The sequence below is a fragment of the Fibrobacter sp. UWB1 genome (genome assembly GCF_002210325.1).
Classification (GTDB): Bacteria; Fibrobacterota; Fibrobacteria; order Fibrobacterales; family Fibrobacteraceae; genus Fibrobacter.
In genome coordinates this window covers 100,427-122,071 of the sequence record NZ_MWQL01000012.1, presented here as the reverse complement: position 1 = coordinate 122,071, position 21,645 = coordinate 100,427, and the positions used below count along the sequence as shown (strand labels likewise).

General features: G+C 52.3%; 15 protein-coding genes. 11 read left to right on the top strand and 4 right to left on the bottom strand.

Going from position 1 to position 21,645, the window contains the following annotated elements:
• Positions 1-135: 135 nt before the first annotated feature.
• Positions 136-1,272, top strand: a complete 1,137-nt coding sequence (gene tgt, locus B7988_RS10410) for a tRNA guanosine(34) transglycosylase Tgt (protein ID WP_088657839.1) — start codon at positions 136-138, stop codon at positions 1,270-1,272.
• Between the two features lie 94 nt (positions 1,273-1,366).
• Here tgt and B7988_RS10405 read toward each other — a convergent pair whose 3' ends face one another.
• Positions 1,367-4,090, bottom strand: coding sequence for a CIA30 family protein (locus B7988_RS10405; RefSeq protein ID WP_088657838.1), 2,724 nt, complete (start codon positions 4,088-4,090; stop codon positions 1,367-1,369).
• Between the two features lie 211 nt (positions 4,091-4,301).
• On the bottom strand, positions 4,302-5,036 hold the full coding sequence (locus B7988_RS10395; protein ID WP_073053870.1) for an SDR family oxidoreductase: 735 nt from the start codon (positions 5,034-5,036) through the stop codon (positions 4,302-4,304).
• A 247-nt stretch (positions 5,037-5,283) separates the two neighbouring features.
• On the opposite strand from B7988_RS10395, the gene B7988_RS10390 reads away from it, so the two are divergent.
• The 7 genes from B7988_RS10390 (at position 5,284) to B7988_RS10360 (ending at position 15,615) form a co-directional block, all read left to right on the top strand.
• Positions 5,284-6,936, top strand: a complete 1,653-nt coding sequence (locus B7988_RS10390; protein WP_088657836.1) for a sodium:calcium symporter — start codon at positions 5,284-5,286, stop codon at positions 6,934-6,936.
• A 190-nt stretch (positions 6,937-7,126) separates the two neighbouring features.
• On the top strand, positions 7,127-10,522 hold the full coding sequence (locus B7988_RS10385; protein ID WP_088657835.1) for an MFS transporter: 3,396 nt from the start codon (positions 7,127-7,129) through the stop codon (positions 10,520-10,522).
• A gap of 102 nt (positions 10,523-10,624) precedes the next feature.
• The gene (locus tag B7988_RS10380; RefSeq protein ID WP_088657834.1) at positions 10,625-11,131 is read left to right on the top strand and encodes a RidA family protein; all 507 of its coding nucleotides are present in this window, start codon (positions 10,625-10,627) and stop codon (positions 11,129-11,131) included.
• A gap of 353 nt (positions 11,132-11,484) precedes the next feature.
• Entirely contained in the window at positions 11,485-13,203 is a 1,719-nt protein-coding gene (ilvB, locus tag B7988_RS10375) for a biosynthetic-type acetolactate synthase large subunit (RefSeq protein WP_088657833.1), read from the top strand.
• Between the two features lie 11 nt (positions 13,204-13,214).
• The gene (gene ilvN / locus B7988_RS10370; RefSeq protein ID WP_072799415.1) at positions 13,215-13,712 is read left to right on the top strand and encodes an acetolactate synthase small subunit; all 498 of its coding nucleotides are present in this window, start codon (positions 13,215-13,217) and stop codon (positions 13,710-13,712) included.
• A 200-nt stretch (positions 13,713-13,912) separates the two neighbouring features.
• Positions 13,913-14,536, top strand: coding sequence for a hypothetical protein (locus B7988_RS10365; protein WP_088657832.1), 624 nt, complete (start codon positions 13,913-13,915; stop codon positions 14,534-14,536).
• Positions 14,533-15,615 (top strand): radical SAM protein, encoded by a 1,083-nt coding sequence (locus tag B7988_RS10360; RefSeq protein ID WP_088657831.1) that lies wholly within the window; start codon positions 14,533-14,535, stop codon positions 15,613-15,615. Before B7988_RS10365 ends, B7988_RS10360 begins: the two co-directional genes overlap by 4 nt.
• Before the next feature lie 4 nt (positions 15,616-15,619).
• Here B7988_RS10360 and B7988_RS10355 read toward each other — a convergent pair whose 3' ends face one another.
• Positions 15,620-16,033: a hypothetical protein gene (locus tag B7988_RS10355; protein WP_088657830.1), complete on the bottom strand. Its 414-nt coding sequence runs from the start codon at positions 16,031-16,033 to the stop codon at positions 15,620-15,622.
• Positions 16,034-16,359: 326 nt separating this feature from the next.
• Here B7988_RS10355 and B7988_RS10350 point away from each other — a divergent pair, with 326 nt between their 5' ends.
• The 3 genes from B7988_RS10350 to B7988_RS10340 all read left to right on the top strand — a co-directional run bounded on the left by B7988_RS10350 (position 16,360) and on the right by B7988_RS10340 (position 20,254).
• Complete coding sequence (locus tag B7988_RS10350; protein ID WP_088657829.1) at positions 16,360-17,676, top strand: GTP-binding protein; 1,317 nt, start codon at positions 16,360-16,362, stop codon at positions 17,674-17,676.
• Between the two features lie 219 nt (positions 17,677-17,895).
• On the top strand, positions 17,896-18,732 hold the full coding sequence (locus B7988_RS10345) for a TIGR02147 family protein (RefSeq protein ID WP_088657828.1): 837 nt from the start codon (positions 17,896-17,898) through the stop codon (positions 18,730-18,732).
• Positions 18,719-20,254 carry a hypothetical protein gene (locus B7988_RS10340; protein ID WP_088657827.1) on the top strand — a complete coding sequence of 512 codons (1,536 nt, stop codon included), beginning with the start codon at positions 18,719-18,721 and terminating at the stop codon, positions 20,252-20,254. The genes B7988_RS10345 and B7988_RS10340 overlap by 14 nt, the downstream gene beginning before the upstream one ends.
• A gap of 13 nt (positions 20,255-20,267) precedes the next feature.
• On the opposite strand, the gene B7988_RS10335 is transcribed toward B7988_RS10340, so the two are convergent.
• On the bottom strand, positions 20,268-21,629 hold the full coding sequence (locus B7988_RS10335) for a glutamate synthase subunit beta (protein ID WP_088657826.1): 1,362 nt from the start codon (positions 21,627-21,629) through the stop codon (positions 20,268-20,270).
• Positions 21,630-21,645 lie beyond the last annotated feature (16 nt).

Here is a 21,645-nt window from a genome sequence, read left to right as displayed (position 1 = left end):
AAAGTTACCCCTTTTTGGCTCCAAAAAACACATTTATAAGGGGATTCCTATGGATAAATTGACAACGGGGCGGCGTAGCCGCAGTAGGCAGAACCTAGTTGGTAGAACTTAGAATTATTTCTAAATTTACGCATAATGAATCGATTTGAGCTTTTAAAGACCTCCAAAAAATCGAAAGCGCGTCTTGGCGTGGTCCATACCGACCATGGCGACGTGACAACGCCGATTTTTATGCCTGTGGGCACCGAAGCGACCGTAAAAGCGGTCACTCCTGCGCAGCTTAAGGACATCAAGGCCGAAATTATCCTTGCAAACACCTACCACCTGTACCTGCGCCCCACTACCCCGCGTATTGCAAAAGCGGGCGGGATCCACAAGTTTATGGGCTGGGACGGTCCGGTTTTGACAGACAGCGGCGGATTTCAGGTGTGGAGCCTGAAGGATTTACGCAAAATCACCCCCGAAGGCGTGGAATTCAGAAGCATTCTGGACGGTTCGAAGCACTTTTTCAGCCCGGCAAGCGTCATGAACGCCCAGCGCGAAATCGGCGCGGATATCATTATGGCGCTCGACGAATGCACCCCGTTCCCGAGTACCGCCAAGGAAGCCGAGCATAGCCTCAAGTTCACGCTCAAGTGGACCGCCGAGGCCATGCAATGGCTCAAGGAGCACCCGCCCATTCATGGTTACGACCAGCAATTCTTCGGAATCATTCAGGGCGGCATGCACAAGGACTTGCGCAGGCAAGCCATCGAGCGCATTGCCGAACTTGGCCCCGACGGTTATGCCATGGGCGGCCTTTCGGTCGGCGAGCCCACCGAAACCATGTACGAAATCGCCGATTTTTGCACCGACATTTTACCCAAGGACCACGCCCGCTACGTGATGGGTGTGGGCACGCCGTGGAACTTGCTCGAACTCATCGAACGCGGGGTCGACATGTGCGACTGCGTGATGCCGACCCGCAATGCCCGTAACGGCATGCTATTCACCAGCGAAGGGGTGTTGCGCTACAAGGCCGCCCGCCATGCCGAAGAATTCGACAAGCCGGTGGACCCGAATTGCGACTGCTACTGTTGCCGCAACTTTAGCCGCGCGTACCTGCGCCACCTGCATCACGCCGGAGAATCCCTCGGGTTTACGCTGGCGAGCATCCACAATCTGCACTTCTACCTGCACCTGATGCGCGAAGCCAAGCAGCACATCGCCGACGACACTTTTGAAGAGTGGAAAAAAGAAAAGTGCGAAATTCTGCAGCGAGATTTGCAATAGCTTAAATGTGCAATATTTTAAATGAAAAAAACTCCGGTTAAACCGGAGTTTTTTTAAAGGTGACCCCCGCCTTCGCGGGGATGACAATTGAGGATTAGCGGATGCTAATGCGGGCGGTCTGGGCAGCCTTCACGGTCTTGACACGGACCACGTAGCTACCGCGGTTCATGCCTTCGAGAGACACCTGGTGGTTACCGGCGGCGCTTTCGAGGCGGTTCATGACCATGTTACCCTGCATGTCGAACACCTGGATGCGGGCTGCAGCGGCGGTCGTCACGTTGAGCGTAGAACCGTTCACGCTGAGCTTGAGCTGGCCAGCAGACTTGCGAGCCATGCGGACACCAACGCTTGCATCCACGCACTTGAAGTCGTCCACAAAGAGGAAGTTGATCGTCGGCTGGTATTCAATGTTCTTGTAGCCAATCACTTCCCAAGCGAACTTCTTGATGTTCTTCTTGTTCAAGTCAACCGGTTCGCCCCAGCTCGGCTGTGCGATATCATCCCAGCTGGCCACAACGGTCGTCCATTCGAGAGCATCTTCAAAGTTGATCTGGTGATAGGCGTAATCAGCCACCTGACCATCCTGGACCTTGAAGGTATGAGCACTACCTCTGTAGCGGTAGCTCAAAGCCGAGCAAGCGCTCAGGTCAACACCCTTAGAGGTGTCAGCATGCGTATTGAGACCGAGAGCGACAAACGGAGCTTCCTTATAAGTACCCTGGTTCCATTCGATTTCTGTCAAAGCAGCAAAGCCCTTAGTGCCGTTAGCGGCATCGGCTGTACCCGGGAACACCACGACATAGCCACCGAGGGTGTTGTCATAGACATTGGAAATCTTGGAAAGGCCACCCGGTTCCTTGTCGGTATAGGCATACCAGGTACCAGTCGTAGAGGCAACTTCATCACCGTCTTCAAAGTCATCGATAACCTTGATGTCGGTAATCACCGGAGCGACAGAAGAAGAAGAAACGGTCGGAGCAACGCTGGAGCTGGACTTGCCGCCCGGAGCAACGCTAGAGCTGGACTTGCCACCCGGAGCAACGCTGGAGCTAGACTTGCCTCCCACAGAAGAAGAAGACTTCGGAGTGTCACCGGCACCACCGCTCACAGCGGTGAAGCTGAGGCCATCGCACTTCACATCGTCGATGTAGAGATACGGATACTTGGGCTGGTTCATATCGTCCGGAACCTTTTCGAGGCCCTTGATTTCCCAAGAAAGACGAGTTGCGTGAGCCATGTTGATCGGCTTGGAACGAGAATCGTCACCCCAAGTTTCCTGCTTCAGCATGTCAGTCGTGATTTCGACTTCCTTCCAGCCTTCGGAGGCATCCTTGTTCACGCGGTGATAGTTGTAGTCAGTAACGTCGGTCGTTTCGATTGCGAAGTTGTGGCTTGCACCCTTGTACTTGTACTTGATCGTAGAGCACTTGGAGAAGTCAGCATAAGCCTTCGGAGAATCCTTCTTTTCTTCCTTCAGGAGAGTGAGGAACATCTTGATGTACGGACCGTAATCGAGAGTACCCTTACCGATCTTCACGTCCTTAAGGGCGGCCATATACTTGGAAGTATTCTTGCTATCGCCGCTGACCGGGTAAACAACCTGGTAGGTCGAGTTGCCAAAGTCGTCTTTAATCACGTCGTTAGAAATGGAGCTCTTACCGCCGTTTTCCTGGTCTTCGACAGCAGCCCATGCACCGCCAAGGTAGCCGTAACGGTTGCCATCTTCCATGTCATCGAGAATGGAAGTGGTAGCACCATTGGCAACGCCCGTAGAGAATCCGCTTTCTTCTTCAGCAGAACCGTTCTGGAGGCCGCAATCCTTATAGGTTGCGCCACCGAGCTTGCTCTTCACGTACTTACCGGAATTGGTGTAAGAGAAACCGTTTTCAAACACTGCAGAAGAGAATGCTGCAGAAGTTTCGTCCATAGCAGAAGCGTTCCAGTTCGTCCAGGACACGCCCTTCTGAGCCATCCATTCTACCCACTTGTTACTGGAGTTTTCATCCGGCTGGCCATCACCGTTGGCATTGACGGTACCCCATTCGGTAGCGAACACCGGAACGCCCTTACCCATAGCAGATTCAGCAGCCTTGTTGTAGCCGCCATCGCCCATGTAGTGGGTTGCAGCATAAAAGTGAAGCGTGCAACCATAGTTCTTGTCGGAAATACCTGCATTAGCGCAAGCGTCCGGCTGGCTAGACCATCCCGGGCTACCCACGAGAATCAAGTTGTCGGAATATTTACGAATTACAGGAATCACAGCGTCGGCATGAGACTTCACTGTACCCATATCACCAGTCGGTTCGTTCCAGATTTCAAAAATCACATTGTTATACTTACCGTATTCCTGAGCTGCATACTCAAAGAACTTGACAGCATCATCGGTAAAACCGGTAGAACTTTCGATGTGCCAGTCGATAATCACATAAATGTCCTTATCGACAGCGGCGTTCACGACGTTCTTCAAAAGAGCCTTCTGGAAGCCTTCGCCACCCGTCGTGTAAGAACGGCCCGAGCTGTTAAACTTTTCGTCAGCAGCACCAAGAGCAAAACGAACCACTTCGACGCCCATGTCATCGACCAAGCGGTTGATACCCTTTTCAGAGTAGAAGTCGGTAGAATAGGTGTTGCCCGAGCTCCAGAAAAGGCTCATGCCCTTGACCTGGACAGCCTTGTTGGCATATTCGGGACAAGAACCCGAAAGTTTGCCACCATTGGCCTTAAGTTCGCCGTAAGTGCTAACAGGGCCGACCCTGCTTGCCGTGATTGCCATGGCGGACACCGCAGCCATAGACATAATCGCAAGAATCTTTTTCATTCTAGACCTTTTGGTTTATGTTAAAAACCAATCCCTTATTAATCCCATATAAAAAATAGTAATGAGAAGAACAATTTCCTTGTAATATTTTTTTATAGTTTTTTTGAGCCCAATAGCCACCGCGTTTCTAAACATCTTTTTACAAAAAGAAAGCCCAACCCGAAGGCCGGACTTTCTCCATTGTAAAATTTCAAACACCTCGATTTTACAATTACTCCACAGACTTGCCCTTTTCAACAGCGTCGGCAAGGGACATGCCAGTAAATTCCTGAGCGCTGAACCAACGGCCACTCTTCTTGTCGTCGAGCATGACAGACACCATGGAACCCGGAATCACGCTTTCAGGTGCGTTAGGGGCGTTGGGGCCACCGAGATCGGTGCGCAACCAACCCGGATCCATGACGTTCATCATGACATCGGTACCATTCAGCTTGCAGGCAAAGTCCTTGACAAATTTTGTCAGAGCAGCCTTGGCGCAGGCGTAACCCATGAGTTCGGGTTCGTTGGCGATGCCACTAGTGGTAAGCTGCATACGGCCAAAGCCACGCTTGATCATGCCCGGCAAAAAGTGGTAGGCAATCTTGATTGGAGCCAAGAAGTTCACCGCCATAGCCTGGTGGAAGTCTTCCATGGTATTGGTGAGGTAATCGGTAAAGTAATGGCTCATGAGGCCGGCGTTGTTGAACACGATATCGACCTGCACGCCCCAGGAATCAATTTCAGCGAGAGCGGCATCGATTTCGCAAGCATGTTCGAGGTTGCAACCCACTGCGCGGACTTCGACACCGTACTTCTTGATTTCGTTCATTACCGGTTCAGCATGGGACTTGTCGCGGCCCTGCAGAATGATATTTGCGCCGAGCTTCGCCATTTCGATAGCGGTGAGACGGCCCACTCCGCGGCAGCCGCCCGTAATCAAGGTCCATTTGCCCTTTACGTCAATCATAAGTCATCCTTTGGTTGTTTGCGAGGGTTACCCCACCCTCTCGGTTTATGGATATAAAGATAGACTCCATCGATACAAAAAGCACCGATTTTTTCAAGAAATCTGTATACAAGAGTAAATAATCCCGATTGCAAGTGTAATACAAACGCATTTTTATTGTGCCACACAGATTCGAATTCGCTAACGCAAATTCAGAGTCATGCAGAGAAATGCTAAATTTGTCCCAAAAATTTAAAGGATGTGAAAAATGAAAAGCTCTAGAGACAACTGGGGTTCGAAGCTGGGCGTGATTCTCGCTGTCGCGGGTTCCGCCGTCGGACTCGGCAACTTCTTGCGATTCCCGGTGCAGGCAGCCACAAACGGTGGTGGCGCATTCATTATCCCCTACCTCATCGCCTTCTTGCTTTTGGGCATTCCCCTTTCTTGGATGGAATGGACGCTTGGCCGCGCAGCTGGCAACAAGCATCACGGTACTGCCCCGGGCGGATTCCACTACATTCTGAACAAGAAACCCTGGGCCAAGCACCTCGGTTCGCTCGGGCTCTTGCCCCCGCTGTTCATCAGCTTCTACTATATCTTTATCCAGTCTTGGATTCTCGCGTTTACCTACTACTCTGCCACAGGCAAACTGATGGAAGTGGTCGCCGGCGGTTACGAGCCCATGAAGGAATTCTTCGGCAACTACATCATGCTGAACACCAAGATTGGCCCGATTCCCGCCGCCATCCTCTTCTTCTTGATTACGTTCGCCTGCAACATGGGACTCCTGTCGTTCGGCGTGCGCAAGGGCATTGAACGCGTGAACAAGATTACCATGCCGATTCTTTTGATCATGGGCATTATCCTTGTAGTGCGCGTGCTTACCATTAGCGATATCGGTAAGGGCCTCGCCTTCGTGTGGAACCCGAACCTTTCTGAAATTCTGAACCCCGCCGTTTGGCTTGCCGCTTCGGGCCAGGTATTCTTTACCATGAGCCTCGGTATGGGCATTGTTTTCTGCTACGCCAGCTACCTGAAGCCCAAGGAAGACCTGGTGCTTTCGTCTTTGACCGCAGGCGCCACCAACGGCTTTGCCGAAATTATCCTCGGCGGAACGATTGTGATTCCGATGGCCGTGCTCATTGCCGGCAACAACATCGAAGAATGTGCAAAACTCGGCACCTTCGGCCTCGGCTTCCAGACTATGCCGTTCGTGTTCGGCCAGCTGCCCTTTGGCGGATTCTTCCAGACGCTGTGGTTTGCGATGCTCTTTATCGCGGGCGTCACTAGCGCCATTTCGATTATCCAGCCGCTGATCAGTTTTTGCGAAGACGACCTGAAGTTTAGCCGCAAGGGCTCCATTACCGCCACCGGTACCGTGACCTTCTTGGGAGGCCTTGTGGGTATTTTCGGCCTTGCCGCAGGCGCGGTCGACGAGCTCGACTTCTGGGGCGGAAGCTTCTTGCTGGTGGTTCTCGGCACAATCCAGGCATTCATCTTCTCGTTCGTGCTCGGTCGCCGCAAGTCCGACGTGATTGGCGAAGACGGCAAGCCGGAATGCGAAGCTTTCGCCTTGATGAACGACGGCGCCGCCCTGAAACTCCCCCGCTTCTTTAGGCCGATCATTATGTACGTGTGCCCGATTTACCTGGCAGTCGTGCTGGTCGCCTGGATGATTCACGACGGCATGGGCGTGCTCCTGTTGAGCAACGTTCCCGCCGATGCCAAGGTGACGTTCCTCGGCAGCGAATTCTCGCAGATTGGCTTTACCTGGGGCGTTCGCGGATTCCTGCTCGCTCTTGTGGTGCTCTTGAATATTGCCATCTACTACGCCTGGAAAAAGAACGGTCCGGCCAGAAAGACCACCATTCTCCACAAGCAGAACATGAGTATCGGTGATTCCGACAACGAGGAGGCATAACATGGAATTTTCTACTAGCGGCCTGATTTTTATGGTCCTTTCGTGGGCCGGCATTATCGGGATGTGCACCTTCTGTTTTTACAAGGTGTTCAAGAAGAAATAATTTGGTAGAACTTAGACGCTTCGCTTGTAGAACTTAGAGAATATTCTAAGATCTAAATTCTAGCTTCAAAGTTCTAACTGAGGAATCATGAAACTTACGAAATACCAGAGTTCCATTGCGTACCTGATTTTTGTTTTCTGTAGCATTTTTGTGCAAATGGGCTTGTTTGTTCATTTCCAGCGGTGGCTTTCGTTCTCGTTCGAGGGGTCTGCCTTCTGGTGGCGCAGCATGCTGTTGCAGGTAGCCATTTTTGCACCGAGCATCTTTATGCTCCCGGCAGCGAGCTACTTTGCGGGCCGATTCCACAAGGGTCACGTCATGGCGTGGTCCTCGGTGGGAATGCTTGTCTCGGTAATTGCAGTCGTTGTCTGCTATGTGGCGGGCGCCGAATGGGTTGCCTACGGGCTTCTTGGCTTGTACGGTATTTTTCTTGCCGTACTCACTCCGGCAAAGCTTGGCATTATGAAAGAGATGGTCGAAAGCGAGGACTTGGTCAAGATTAACTCTTGGTACATGGCCCTTTCTGTGCTCGGCACCGCGACCGCGGCCTTCTTTGCCATGGGACTTTCGGGCAGGCCCGATTCCCCCGTAAGCATTGACCTTACATTGTGGATTTACCTTGGCTTGAGCGTCGTGACAACCATTGCCGGTTTTTGCATCAAGGTCGGCGAAAGGCATGACAACCTAAAAATGCGCTCACCCATGCGCAATTTCTCGGCCACCTGGAGCCACCCGATTGTACGCCTCTCGATTCTCGGTCTTGCCGCCTTCTGGGGCGTGACTCAGATTTTCTTGATTTTGATCCAGAGCATGACCGACATGCTGAACACCGCCGTCATTCCGGTTTCGATGTTCATCGTGACCGCCGGCTACGTGATTGGCGCCTTCTCTGCAAGCAAGGCTTCGAAGGGCTTTGTGGAAACGGGCTTGATTCCGTTCTCCGCAGCAGCTTCCGCCATTACCATGTTCGCCCTTCCGCTGGTACAAAACGGCTGGATTCAAGCGATTCTGTATGGTGTGATTGGCTGGTGCGCCGGTTCCGCCTTCGTGATTTTGCGTACCGTGATTCAAAACTTTACGCGCCCCGATACCGCAGGCCGTATTCACGCTGTGGCAAACGCAATCCAGATGGCATTGCTCGTGCTGATTATGGGCGGTCAGACCCTGCTCTTAATCTTTACGCCGATTACGCTGGATTACTGCTTCATGATTTTGGCAGTGATTCTTGCACTCTGCTTTATCGCAAACCTCAAGAACAACCCGATGGCCCTTTTACGTGCCGCACTCCGCTTTGCGTTCGCCTTTGTATTCCGCTACAAGGTGAAGGTCATGGGCGTGCAGAACATTCCTGAATCGGGCCCGGTTCTTTTGGTGGGGCCGCACTTCAGCTTTATTGACTGGGCGGTACTCCAGATTGCAAGCCCGAGACCGCTCCGTATTGCAAGCAACCGCAACACTTTTGCCGACTGGTACCAGCGCTGGTTCTTCCACGGCAACTTCCTGATCAGCATTAACCGCCGCGATCCGGCGCCCGCTATGGAAGAAATCCACAAGGCCCTCTTGAACGGCGAAGCGGTCGTGATTTTCCCGGAAGGCGAAGTGTCGAAGACTCCGTTCGTGTCGACCTTCTCGCTGGACTATTCCAAGGCAATCGAAGGCACCGAAGCTCCGATTATTCCGTTCTACATTCAAGGCCTTTGGGGCAGCCGTTACAGCCACGCCAGCGAAAGCGTGAACCGCCCGCAGTCCTTTAACCGTATCATCAGCGTCGGTTTCTCGAAGCCGCTGCCAACGAACGCGACCGAAAAAGAAATCCGCCACGACCTGGAACTTTTGGATACCGACATTTGGAACATTGCCATGGACCATTCCGCCTCCATTGTTCCGCTGTGGTTCAAGGCCATGCGCAAGCGTCGCAGCCGCATGATTTTGATTGACCCCGCCGGTAACCACGTGAACGGTTACGGAATGATTCGCCTGTGCCACTACCTCGGAAAAGTGATCAAGTCTGCCACCAAGAATGACAAGAACGTGGGCTTCATGATGCCCACCAGCCGCGACGCCGCTCTCGGCATCATGTCTATTCTCGGCACCGGCAAGACGACGGTGAACCTGAACTACTCCGCTCCGGTGGATACGATTCTCGGATGCATTGAAAAAGCGGACCTTACCACAGTGGTTACGACCCGTCCCTTCTTCGACAAACTTTGCGGCAAGAACCCGGCCTTCGCTCAGATTGCCGGCAAATGCCAGATGATTTACCTGGACGAAGAAGAAGCCAAGATGTCGACGGTTTGCCGTTTTGTTTCGGCATTCATTATCCGTGCGTGCCCGGCAGCCATTTTGCGCCGTCTGTGGTTCACCTCGGCCAAACTCGATGACGATGCAGTGATCCTGTTCAGTTCGGGTTCCGAAGGCACGCCGAAGGGTGTTGAACTCACCCACAAGAACGTGATTTCCAACGCCCAGCAAGGTGACCACATTATCAAGCTGCGCCGTACCGACGTGATGACCACCTTGCTCCCGCTGTTCCATTCCTTCGGCTTTACCATGACCTTCATGATGCCGCTGTTGGATGGCGTGCCCATGGTGCTCTGCCCGGATCCGACCGACATCAAGACGCTCGCCCGCGTGTGCGCCCAGTACAAGACCACTATCATGATGGGTACGCCCACGTTCCTGCGTGCTATCGCCATTAACCGCTGGGTCCACCCGATGTGCTTGGATTCTCTGCGTTATATTATCGCCGGTGCCGAAAAGCTCCGCCCCGAAATGCGCGAAACCTTCAAGCTCAAGTTCGGCAAGGACATTTACGAAGGCTATGGTTGCACCGAGCTCACACCGCTAGCAACACTCAACGCCCCGAACGTGTTGCTGGACGACTTCTTGACCATGGAAAAGTGCAGCGACAATTCCAGTATCGGCATGTCGGTGCCGGGAGCCATTTGCGCCATCATCGATCCGGAAACCAACGAGTTCTTGCCCAATGGCGAAGAAGGCATGTTGGTGGTAACCGGTCCGCAGGTGATGAAGGGTTACCTGAAGGACAAGGAAAAGACCGACGCCGTGGTCATCAATATCGATGGCCGTCGTTGGTACAAGACCGGCGACAAGTGCAAACTCACTCCGGACGGATTCGTACAGATTCTCGGCCGTTACAGCCGCTTTGCCAAGCTCGGCGGCGAAATGATTTCGTTGACCGCCGTGGAACTGCGCATTGCTGAATCCAAGGTCATGGACGAATGCGAATACGCTGTTACGGCAGTGCCGGATTCCGCCAAGGGCGAAAAGATCGTGCTCCTGGTCAAGGGCAACGTGAACGCCGAAGACGTTTCCCGCAACCTCCGCAAGGCCGGCATTCCGCCGCTCATGCAGCCTGGCGCCGTATTTGTGGTGGAAAACATTCCGAAGCTGGGTTCCGGCAAGTGGGATTTCAACGGAATGAAGAAAATGGCCCTGGAGCTTGTCGAAAAGAAAGCCTAGCCCCATATAACGCAGCTCTTACACGGCAATTTATACAGAATGTGTAAATTGCCGTTCTTTTTTGCATATAAAATTGTATATTATGTTGCACAGGAGAAAAAAATGGATCAGATTGTTAAAAAGGTTCAAGAATTAGGATTAACACTCCCCAAATGCCCGGCACCGCTTGCCGCCTACGTACCCGCCACCCGCAATGGCGAAACGATTTACGTATCAGGCCAGCTACCTTCGATTAACGGAGATTTTTCGGCATTCTGCGGTTCTGTTCCGACTGAAGTTTCTGTTGAGAAGGCAGCCGAAGGCGCCGCCATTTGCCTGATGAACAACGTTGCCGCCGCACTCACGCTACTTGAAGATGACGAAACGCTTCGACTCGTGCAAATGCAGGGTTTTGTGCAGTCTGCCGCTGGATTCCACGAACAGCCGGCCGTACTGAATGGCGCCAGCGAACTTGCCGTAAAGATTTTTGGTGAAAACGGAAAGCATGCCCGTACCGCTGTGGGCGTATCGAATTTGCCCAAGAACGTGGCGGTCGAAATCAGCTGCACTTTCCAAGTTTTAAAGGCTGAAGCCAAGTTCAACGGCCGTTACGGCTGGATTGAAGGCTAAAAAAGTCCATTTTTCGTAAAAAACGTCCTTTTCGAGACCCTTTCGGCTTCCGAAAGGGTCTTTTTATTCAAACTTTAGTCCAAAAACACACGATTTACTTTATCCAAAATCAAAAATTTAACAAACTTACATCAAAAACACACCAATTTCCAACAACACAAATAAAGACTTTTCCAAAAACAGGTCAAAAACAAGCAAAGTTTTCAGAACGCAACGTACAAAAAGTCACAACTTTTCAAAAAATCTTAAAAATTTTTAGATATTTTAGAGCAAATCTCTTGCCACTAGGGGGTATTCGTTCTATATTTCAGCCATATTTTTAAAACAAGAACCTAATTTAGATAGGAAAAGTTATGGCAAATTCTCCATTAAGTGGCGCAGAGGTGATTATTGAATGCCTCAAGCGCGAAGGAATTGATACCATTTTCGGTTATCCCGGTGGATCGGCCATCCCGATGTTCGATGCCATTCTGGATTCCAATATTAAAGTAGTGTTGACCCGCCACGAACAGGGTGCTACCCACATGGCCGACGGTTACGCTCGCCAGACCGGCAAGGTCGGCGTCGCTCTCGTCACCAGCGGCCCGGGCGCTACCAACACCTTTACCGGTATCTACACCGCCCTTATGGATTCTAGCCCGATCGTCGTGCTCGCAGCACAGACGACCACTCCGAACTTGGGTAAGGACGCCTTCCAGGAATGCGATACCAGCGGTATGACTTTTGCAGCCGTGAAGCATTCTTACTTGGTGAAGGATTCCAACGACCTTCCACGCATTATGAAAGAAGCTTTCCACATCGCACGCAGCGGCCGTCCGGGCCCCGTGCTGATCGACTTGCCGAAGGACGTGACCGCAGGCCCCTGCACCGCTCCGTTCACCGACAAGATGGACCTTCCGGGTTACAGGATTCCGAGCTACGCTCCTACTGAAAGTGTGGAACGTGCCGCCGAATACTTGAAGAAATCCAAGAAGCCGCTTTTGCTCGTGGGCCACGGCGCCATGATTTCGGGTGCTAGCCGCCAGGTGAAGGAACTCGCCGAAAAGTTGAACGCCCCCGTGTGCTGCACTTTGCTCGGCCTCGGCACCTTCCCGACCGACCATGAACTTTCTTTGGGTATGCTCGGCATGCACGGCACCGTGTACGCCAACAAGGCTGTTCTCGATTGCGATTTGATTCTTTCGATTGGTAGCCGCTGGGACGACCGCATTACCGGTAAGCTTGACGTGTTCTGTAAGGACGCCATCAAGATGCACATCGACATTGACCCCGCCGAAGAAGGCAAGGTGTTGCAGCCGGATGTGTTCATGTGCGGCGATGCAAAGCTCGTTCTGGAACAGCTCCTGCCGCTCGTGGGTAAGCTCGACACCGCCGAATGGGTGAAGACTTGCCAGTCCTGGAAAAAGCGTTTCCCGCTGACCTACCCGAAGCAGGGCGGTCTCCGTATGCAGCACATTGTTCAGACTGTTAGCGACCTCACGCAGGGCAAGGCCATTGTCACGACCGACGTGGGCCAGCACCAGATGTGGGTGGCTCAGTTCTTCCACACCAATTATCCGCGTCAGCTCCACTCCAGTGGCGGTGCAGGCACCATGGGCTTTGGCCTTCCGTCTTGCATTGGCGCCGCTTTCGGCAACACCACCGGTTGGCCGGTGGTAACCTTCTGCGGTGACGGTGGTTTCCAGATGACCGAAGCAGAACTTGCAACGGCCGCAATCCACAAGCTTCCCATCAAGATTTTCGTGATGGACAACAAGTACCTGGGCATGGTGCGCCAGTGGCAGGACATGTTCTACGACAAGCGTTACAGCTGCGTGGACATGAAGGGCAACCCCGACTTCGTGAAGCTCGCCGAAGCCTACGGCATTCTGGGACTGCGCATCAAGCGTAGCGCTGACGCCGAACGCGTGATCCAGAAGGCTCTGGAATACAACGAAGGCCCGGTGCTCATCCACTGCGAATGCGAAAAGGAAGACAACGTGTTCCCGATGATTCCGGCCGGTGCTCCGATTACGAGCATGATTACCGAACAGCCGAAGACTCAACTTGAAAAGCCCACGGGATCGACCTAAGGAGATAAGCCATGTTAAAGGATAAAGCACATTCTATTAGTTTGTTAGTTGCAAACCGCCCGGGCGTGCTCGTGCGCATCGCCCTCGTGTTCTCCCGTCGTGGTTACAACATCGATTCCCTGGTGGTCTCCCCCACGCTCGACCCGAACTTTAGCCGCATGAACATCATCGCTCACGGCAATCCCGAGATCTTGATGCAGATTATCAAGCAACTCGAAAAGCTCGTGGACGTGGTGCAGGCCAAGGACCATACCGATACCGACGCCGTGGAAAAGGAACTCGCACTCATCAAGGTGCGTTGCACTCCGGACCAGCGTACCGAAATTCTGCAACTTTGCGACCACTTCCACGCCAACACCGTGGACATGACCGCGACTTCGATGATTATCCAGATCACCGGAAACAGCCAGAAGGTCGACACGCTCAAGAGCCTGTTGCAGAAGTTCGAAATCGTCGAATACATTCGCACGGGTAAGGTCATCATGCTTCGCGGCGAAGAGCAGACGTAGCGAACGCGAAACGTTCGCAGTAGACAGTAGACAGTTGTCAGTAAACAGTAGACTGCAGTCTGTTTTCTGTAGACAGATGCGCCTGGTTAATGCCAGGCGTTTTTTCTTGTATCTGGTCACAGGTTTTTGCAGATTGGATTTTCTTGTAGAAATCGGGAGCCAGTTTATATATATTTTAACCAGAAAGGAGGAGTTCTGCCATGAAAATCGAGAAGAAAATCGTCAAAAACAGCGCGAAGCTAAGCATTGCCGCCAAAAGCGCCATTGCAGCATCGCTTGGTATTGCGGCCGTTGCATTGACCGCTTGCGAAGAAAGTGGCACCGCAGCGGCCCCTGATCAGCCCGTTCTCGAGAATCCTGAAACAGGAGCTCCCGAAAACGAAACTCCGAGCAGTTCAAGCGTTGTCGATATTCCTCTGAGCCACGAGGCTCTTAGCAGTTCGGCCGTTGAAGCGCTGTCGTCTGCAGCAGAACCTTTGAGCAGTTCATCGTTTGAAGAACCGTATCCACCCCCTGAAGCGGGTACCATCGCCGCACCCACCGACGAAGACATTTACGGTCCGAACTCCAGTTCTTCTTCAGAAGAGGAAGCACAAAGCAGCTCCGCTGAAGAACCGGTACCGCTCGCAGGCGATCCCATCATTGTTGAAGAAGAAAGTTCATCAAGCGAAGCGGAACAGCCCTCCAGTTCGTCCGTCAATACACTCCAAGCATGCTCCGAAAACGACCCGTGGTGCATTCAGGTTCACATGTGTAACAACGAGGACGGTTGCATGGCCGCAAGCATGGTATCCACTTACGAACGAAGCGACATCGCCGGATGAACTTAGTTCTATGCCTTACGGAACAGTGCAACTTGCGCTGTTCCTATTGTTATTATAAAGACACGCAGTCCGCTCGCCACAACGTGATGGACGACAAAACGCTTGAGCAGGCGATTCGCGTGGGGCTTGAACGCAGCCTGTTTTTCAAGCAGACTTACCTGAACATTACCTTTTTCGGTGGCGAACCCTTGCTGCGCAAGGACGCTATTTTCAAGGGCGTAAACATGGCCAAGGCATTCCTTGCCGAGTCCATGTACAAAGGCGAAGCGCCCAGTAACTTCAAGCTCAACTTTGCCGTCAACACCAACGGCACTCTCTTTGACGATTCTTTCTTTGACTTTTGCGAGCGGGAGCATTTCCGCATTTACCTTTCACTCGATGGCCCGGAGCACCACCACGACATTGCTCGCCGTACCGTAAATGGCTGCGGAAGTTTCAAGGAAATCGAAAAGAACATTCCGCGATTCGTAAAGTTAGGCGCAATCGCCCTAAGCACCGTGACGCGAGCCCATGTCGAGACGCTTGCCGAAAGCGTCAAGTGGTTGCACGAACAGGGATTCAAAAGCCTTACCACGAGCGTCGATTTTGACGGCAAATGGAGCGGCGAAGATTTTGACAGACTTGCCCTACAATACCAGAAGATGGCTTTGTACTGGAAGAAATGTCGCGATAAAGGCGACAAGATGTTCTTGGGCACGATTCAAGACAAAATCAAGTTATACCTTGCGAATTTACGGTACAGGCAATACTCTTGCCATGTATACAACGGAGCTATTGGCGTTGCGACCAATGGCAACATGTTCCCTTGCACCAGGTTCATTACCTCAAACAATAATCCGCCTTACTTACAAGGCAACGTCTTCACCGGATTTAACGAAGACGCTTGCGAACAAATTAGACAGTTCCTGGACAACGACAAAAAAGAATGCGAGGGTTGCGACATTCGCTACCGTTGCTGCGCTCATGAATGTGCCTGCACGAGCTTTTACAGCACGGGCTCTATCGAGGGAGTATCACCCGAAGTCTGCACGCATGAACGCATGCTCGCCGAAATCACCGACAAATTAATAATCAAATAAAGAATTAAAAACCGAGGACGGCTTCGGAGATTTCGTTAGCTTCGTCGGAATAATCGTCGGCGTAGTCCGGATTGAATTCGCCCCAGCCATCACTGACGCCACAACCCACGCCCACATCTAACGAAGACCATTTGAATGCGCCGTACACGCGTTCAAATCGATCCATCAAGTCAGCAAAGAAATCTTCAGGGAGTTCATCTTCGATGAGTACAGAACCGTCCATTGCCAAGAGTTCGCCTTCGGGCAATTCTTCGAAGCGGCATTCGTATTCATCCATCATGACGTCGTCAACCGAGTACCACTCGCCCGAATCTTCGCTAGGCAGGTCCATTTCGGGATACTGCTCCATCAGGGCATCATAAACGCCGGAAAGTTCATCGGTAGTTCCGACAAAACGCATCAGTATTCGACAATTCATAGAATCTCCATTCTTCGAGTAAATATAGCCGTTTTTAATTATTAAACAGCAATTCTAACCCCAAATGAACCCAATACACCCCTAATCAGCCAAAATGGAACTTTTCGTACCGCAAAGTAGTTGCAAATCACATAAAAAATGTAGAAATAAGAAAATAGTAATAAAATTTTCAGTTATTTCCTTGTCAGCACCCCCGAATTTTTATATCTTATGTACCAGAACTCTTTGTTCTCCTCCTAACCCCCAAAAAACTAGTCCGGCTCTGCTGGGCTAGTTTTTTTTGTTTTTTGCCGAAAAAAGCAAAAAAAGCTAAATTTTGGAATACTATGAAAAAGTCAGTACCTATTACGCTGCTCACCGGCTACCTCGGAGCCGGAAAAACCACCCTTCTCAATTTTGTTCTCAACAACCAGCAAGGTTACCATGTCGCCGTGATTGTAAACGACATCGGCGAAGTGAACATCGACCAGACTCTTATTGAAAAGGGCGGAAACATCACTAAAGAAGACTCCGGCAAGGTGGTGCCGCTGTCCAACGGCTGCATTTGCTGCTCCCTGAAGACCGACCTTTTGGAACAAATTGCCGAACTTCTGGAAATGAACAAGTTCGACTACATTCTGATTGAAGCCAGCGGCATTTGCGAACCGATTCCTATCGCACAAACGATTTGCATGGCCGGCGCCCAGTTGCAGAGCCGCGACGGTCGTCCGCTCCCCTGCCACCTGGACAACATCGTTTCCGTTGTTGACGTGGCTCGCCTCGCCGACGAATTCGCCGGTGGTCAGAAGCTTTTGTCCAAGGATCTCGAAGAAGAAGACATCGCTAATCTCCTCATCCAGCAGATTGAATTCTGCAACACGATCGTGATGAACAAGGTTGATAGTTTGTCCAAAACCGACTTGGAACACGTGAAGGCCGTGGTGCGTGCATTGCAGCCCGAAGCCAAGATGATCGAGACGAACTACGGCAAGGTCGAAATGAAGGATATCCTGGACACCAAGCAGTTCGACTTCGAAAAGGTCGGAAACTCCGCTGCCTGGGCCAAGGAACTTATGAAGGATACGTCTCCTGAAGACGAAGATGATGATGACCATGATGAGCATGGACATCACCATCATCACGACGATGACGATCACGATGAACACGAGCATCACCATCATGACCACGATGACGACGACCATGACGACCACGATCATGAGGACCATAGCCACTGCGACCATGAACACGGCGTGTGCCATTGTGGCCATCACCACGACAAGGATCATCCGCATGGTGACGAATACGGCATCAGCACGTTCGTGTACGAACGCCGCCGCCCGTTGATTCGCGAGCGTTTTGAAGTGTTGCTTGACGACTACCCGACTAGCATTATCCGCACCAAAGGTCTCGTGTGGTTCGAAGATGAACGCGACAACAGCTACCTGTTCGAACAGGCCGGCAAGCAGGCTTCTGCCCAGAATTTCGGACCTTGGTTCGCTAGCGAAAGTGAAGCGGAACAGAAGCGAATTCTGCGCGAAAATCCGGACTTGCTTAAGGTGTGGGACGAAAAGTACGGGGACCGCATTATCCGCCTCGTCTTCATCGGCCAGCACATGGACAAGAAAAAGATTATCGCTGCAATGGATTCTTGCCTAGGCGAGTAAAAAACAGCTCTATCGCATAATTTTGCCCCGACAATGTCGGGGCGTTTTTATTTTGGCTGGATGTTGCATATACAGCCCAAATGTTGCATATAGAAAATATTTTTAAAAAGATTGACAAAATGTTGTGATTTTTTGTAAAAAACCCAATTTTTGTTGCATAAAACTATTGACAGAGAGATAAAAAAGAGATATATTCTTGGCATAACAGGATGGAAAACAATGAAACCAATTATCGAATATTCAAACTTTCGCCAGTACCTGCTGGACTACTACGAGGAGCGTAAACGCGTTTCCGCTTTCTCGTGGCGCGAGTTCTCGAAAGTCGCCGGATTCACCTCTTCTTCTTATATGAAGGTGGTGTGCGACGGAAAGAGCAAGCTCAGCAAGATTGGTGTGGAACGCGTTGCCGCGGCAATAGGACTCTCAGGGTTTGAGCTCGACTATTTCCGCGCGATGGTCAAGTTCGGCCAGGCCGCAAACGAAGAAACCAAGAAGGCTGCCTACCGCGACATGCTCGCGATTGCGAAGGTGCATAAGGTGCGCGTGTTGGAAGGGGACTTGTTCGCCTATTACGACACTTGGCGCAACCCCATGATGCGTGAACTTGCCCCGCTGATGCCCGGCGCTACCCCGGGCGAGATGGCCAAGATGTGCTACGCCGAAACATCGGCTCAGGAAGTCCGCGAATCGCTTGATTTTTTGACTAGGACCGGGCTCCTCAAGAAAGAAAAGGACGGCGCCTTCAAGCAGTCCGAAACGTCTGTGAGCGGCACCCCTGATGCAACCAGGCTTGCACTCCGCGGAATGCACCGCCAGATGGCACAGCTTGCCGCTCCGGCTCTTGAGTTGCCGGCAACCGAACGCAACTTCAGCGGCGTCACCATGGGAGTGTCGCGCGAGAGCTACGACCGCATTGTCAAGGCGCTGGACGATTGTCGCCGACAGATTATCGCAATTGCCGCCGAAGACAAAGGCATCGAACAGGTTTACCGTTTGAATTTACAATTATTCCCGCTTACCAAAAGCGTAAAGGAGAGCAAAAATGAAAAAGCTTAACATTTGCATTGCGGGCGCAGCAGCCCTTCTCTGCTTCAACTGCGGAGATTCCAATAGCGTAAACGTTTCGGGCACCTCCGAAGAACTGAACGAAGTCGCCGACAAGGGGTCTTCGAACTCGGGCACGCCCGGGGTAGAATCCTCTAGCAGCATCGGAGAGCAAAACCAGAATTCCTCGTCAAGCGGAGACGTTCATACTCCGCCGAGCAACAACGGTTCGCTGGATGCCTACCTGCAGCAATACGATCTGCAGGCCAAGTACCGCTTCGACAAGGCCGTGCTTGCATTCAACAAGAGCGAAATGGTCGTCAGGACTCCGGCTATGGACGGCTCCACAAATTCCACAGAATTTGATGGCGAAGGTGTCAGCAAGTTTGTACAGCAGAACATCGGCGCTATAGAAGCGCTGTTCCCGAAGGCCGCCGCCAAGTACGCCGACCTGGTTGAAGCCACCAAGAACGGCACGAACGAATGCCCGCTCTACTCCTTCAACCTCTACGGCAACGAAAAGTATGCCGGCCACGTGCTGGAATACGTCTCCCCCGACACCATGAAGGTCGTGGATATCGAAGCAAAGAACTGCGAAGAAAATACGAGCAACCAGATTGTTCGATTCCTGCTCAGCTACTGCGGCGACGTGAGCAAAGACCCAGTCATCGATCGTACCACGGCAACATCGGACATCGCCAAGGACAAGTGCCCCGCGACAAAGGCCGACGATGAATGGGTCAATGTGATTGATCCGAAGGATATTGTCACGAGTTCCTCTTCGGAAACGCCGAGTTCTTCTGCCGCAGAAAATCCGGCATCCAGCTCCAGCAAGGAAATCGAGACATGCCAGCATATTTCCGATTACGACGGAATGACCGCAAACGGCAACTGCAACAGCAAAACAGACACAAGCATTGTTATCGACTGCGTAACCGGCGAAGAAATGAAATGCGTCGAGAATTATTGGACGCGCATAAACGTCTGCCCTCCGGGCAGCGACTGCGATGGCGACGGAATCCCCGACGGCATTTATAGGCCCGACTTGGAACCCTGCGATACCGACACATTGCTCTATTTCTACGGACGCAGTTACCAGTGCATTGAAAACAAGTGGGTGTACCTGCCGCCTCCAGACTCCGGCGACACCCGCGCCCAGGCAAGAAATGCGACTGTGGAACCTCGCCAGGGAATGGCCGTAACCCCGCGTGTCGTGATGGCAAGAAATGAGGACGGAACCATTTCCATTCGTGACGATGGTTACAATGCATCCAACAACTTTGTCATTGAAGCGGTTTACACCGAACTTTCTGGAGACACCATTATCGTAGACGTTATCTACCCTGACGGCGCAGATGTGAGTAGCTACCAGATAAGCGCACTCACGTTTACCGTGAGCAAAGTCTACACAAACGTGAAGTACATAAAATACAAAGACAGCGATAAAGTCAAGGAAATCTACGAAGTAGACGAACTCCTCCCCTGCGCAAGCAGTTCAACTTGCCGGGAGTGCGGAGAAGGCCTCACATGCTAATCCGCTATATCTCTTAAAGCGAAGCGACAACCTTTTTAGCATCGGCCATGGCGCGGACCACAAGGGACGCGCCATTTGCGCAGTCACCGACTGCGTAAATGTGGCGAGCCGGGTCCGGAATGATCGCGGTACGCGGCGTAAGTTGCAGGCCAAGGTCGTTCACGATGCCTTCTGCCGGGACCCCGGTGAAGCCCATGGCGAGCACCACCAAGTCCGTCTCGATGACTTCGGTGGAATTCGGGACTTCGTTGGGTTTGAGCGGACGGCCCTGTGGGGACATTTCCCATTCCACGCGGACTGCTTCGACGCCTGCGACGCGGCCATCTTTCACGATAAACTGCTTGGAAGACACGTTCCAACGGCGTTCGCCACCTTCGTGCTGGGCGTAGCTGGTACGCAGCATGTACGGCCAATCCGGCCACGGAGTGGACGGAGAACGTTCCTCGGGCGGCTTGGGCATGAATTCCACCTGGAGCACGCTTTCGCAGCCTTCGCGGATTGCCTTACCCACACAATCGTTACCTGTATCGCCACCGCCAATCACCAGAACCTTGCGGCCCTTGGCAGAGAACTTTTCAGGATTCGTTTCGCCGGGCTTGTTTGCGCCGTGCAAGAAATCGAGCGCGAGGAAGATGCCTTCGGCTTCGCGGCCCGGGATTTTCAAGTCGCGGGCATTCGGTGTACCGATGGCGAGGAAGACTTCGTCAAAATTCTTGTGGATGTATTCCGCCGAGATGTCCTTGCCGATTTCGGTGCTGCAAACGAACCTGATGCCAGCTTCTTCGAGGAGTTTGACGCGTCGATCGATAACGGACTTGTCGAGTTTCCAGTTCGGAATACCGTAGCGTAAAAGGCCACCCACCTTTTCGCGCTTTTCGTAAACGGTAACGGCGAAACCCTTGCGGCGGAGCGCTTCGGCAGCAAAGAGGCCTGCAGGACCCGAGCCGATAACTGCGGCCGTCTTACCGTTCCATTCTGCAGTAGGGAGCGTTACGCGGCCTTCTTCGAAAGCGGTTTCGATGATGTACTTTTCGATTTGGCGAACCATCACGGGGTCGTTATGCACATTGCCCGTACAGGCGGATTCGCAAAGCGCGGGACAAACGCGGCCCGTAAATTCGGGGAAGAACGCTGTCTTGCTGATGATGTTGTAGGCACGTTCGGCATTCCCTGCAGCGACAGCCGCATTGAATTCGGGCACCAGGTTACCCAGCGGGCAACCCGCACCGTGACAGAACGGGATTCCACAACTGTGGCAGCGTGAACCCTGCTGCACGATTTCCAGTGAAGTCAAGCGGCGTTCGACTTCGTTGTTGTCCTTGATTCGCTCTTCGACAGGGCGGTAAATGTCTGCGATTCGGTTAATTTGCTGCATAATAACTCCGTAAAAG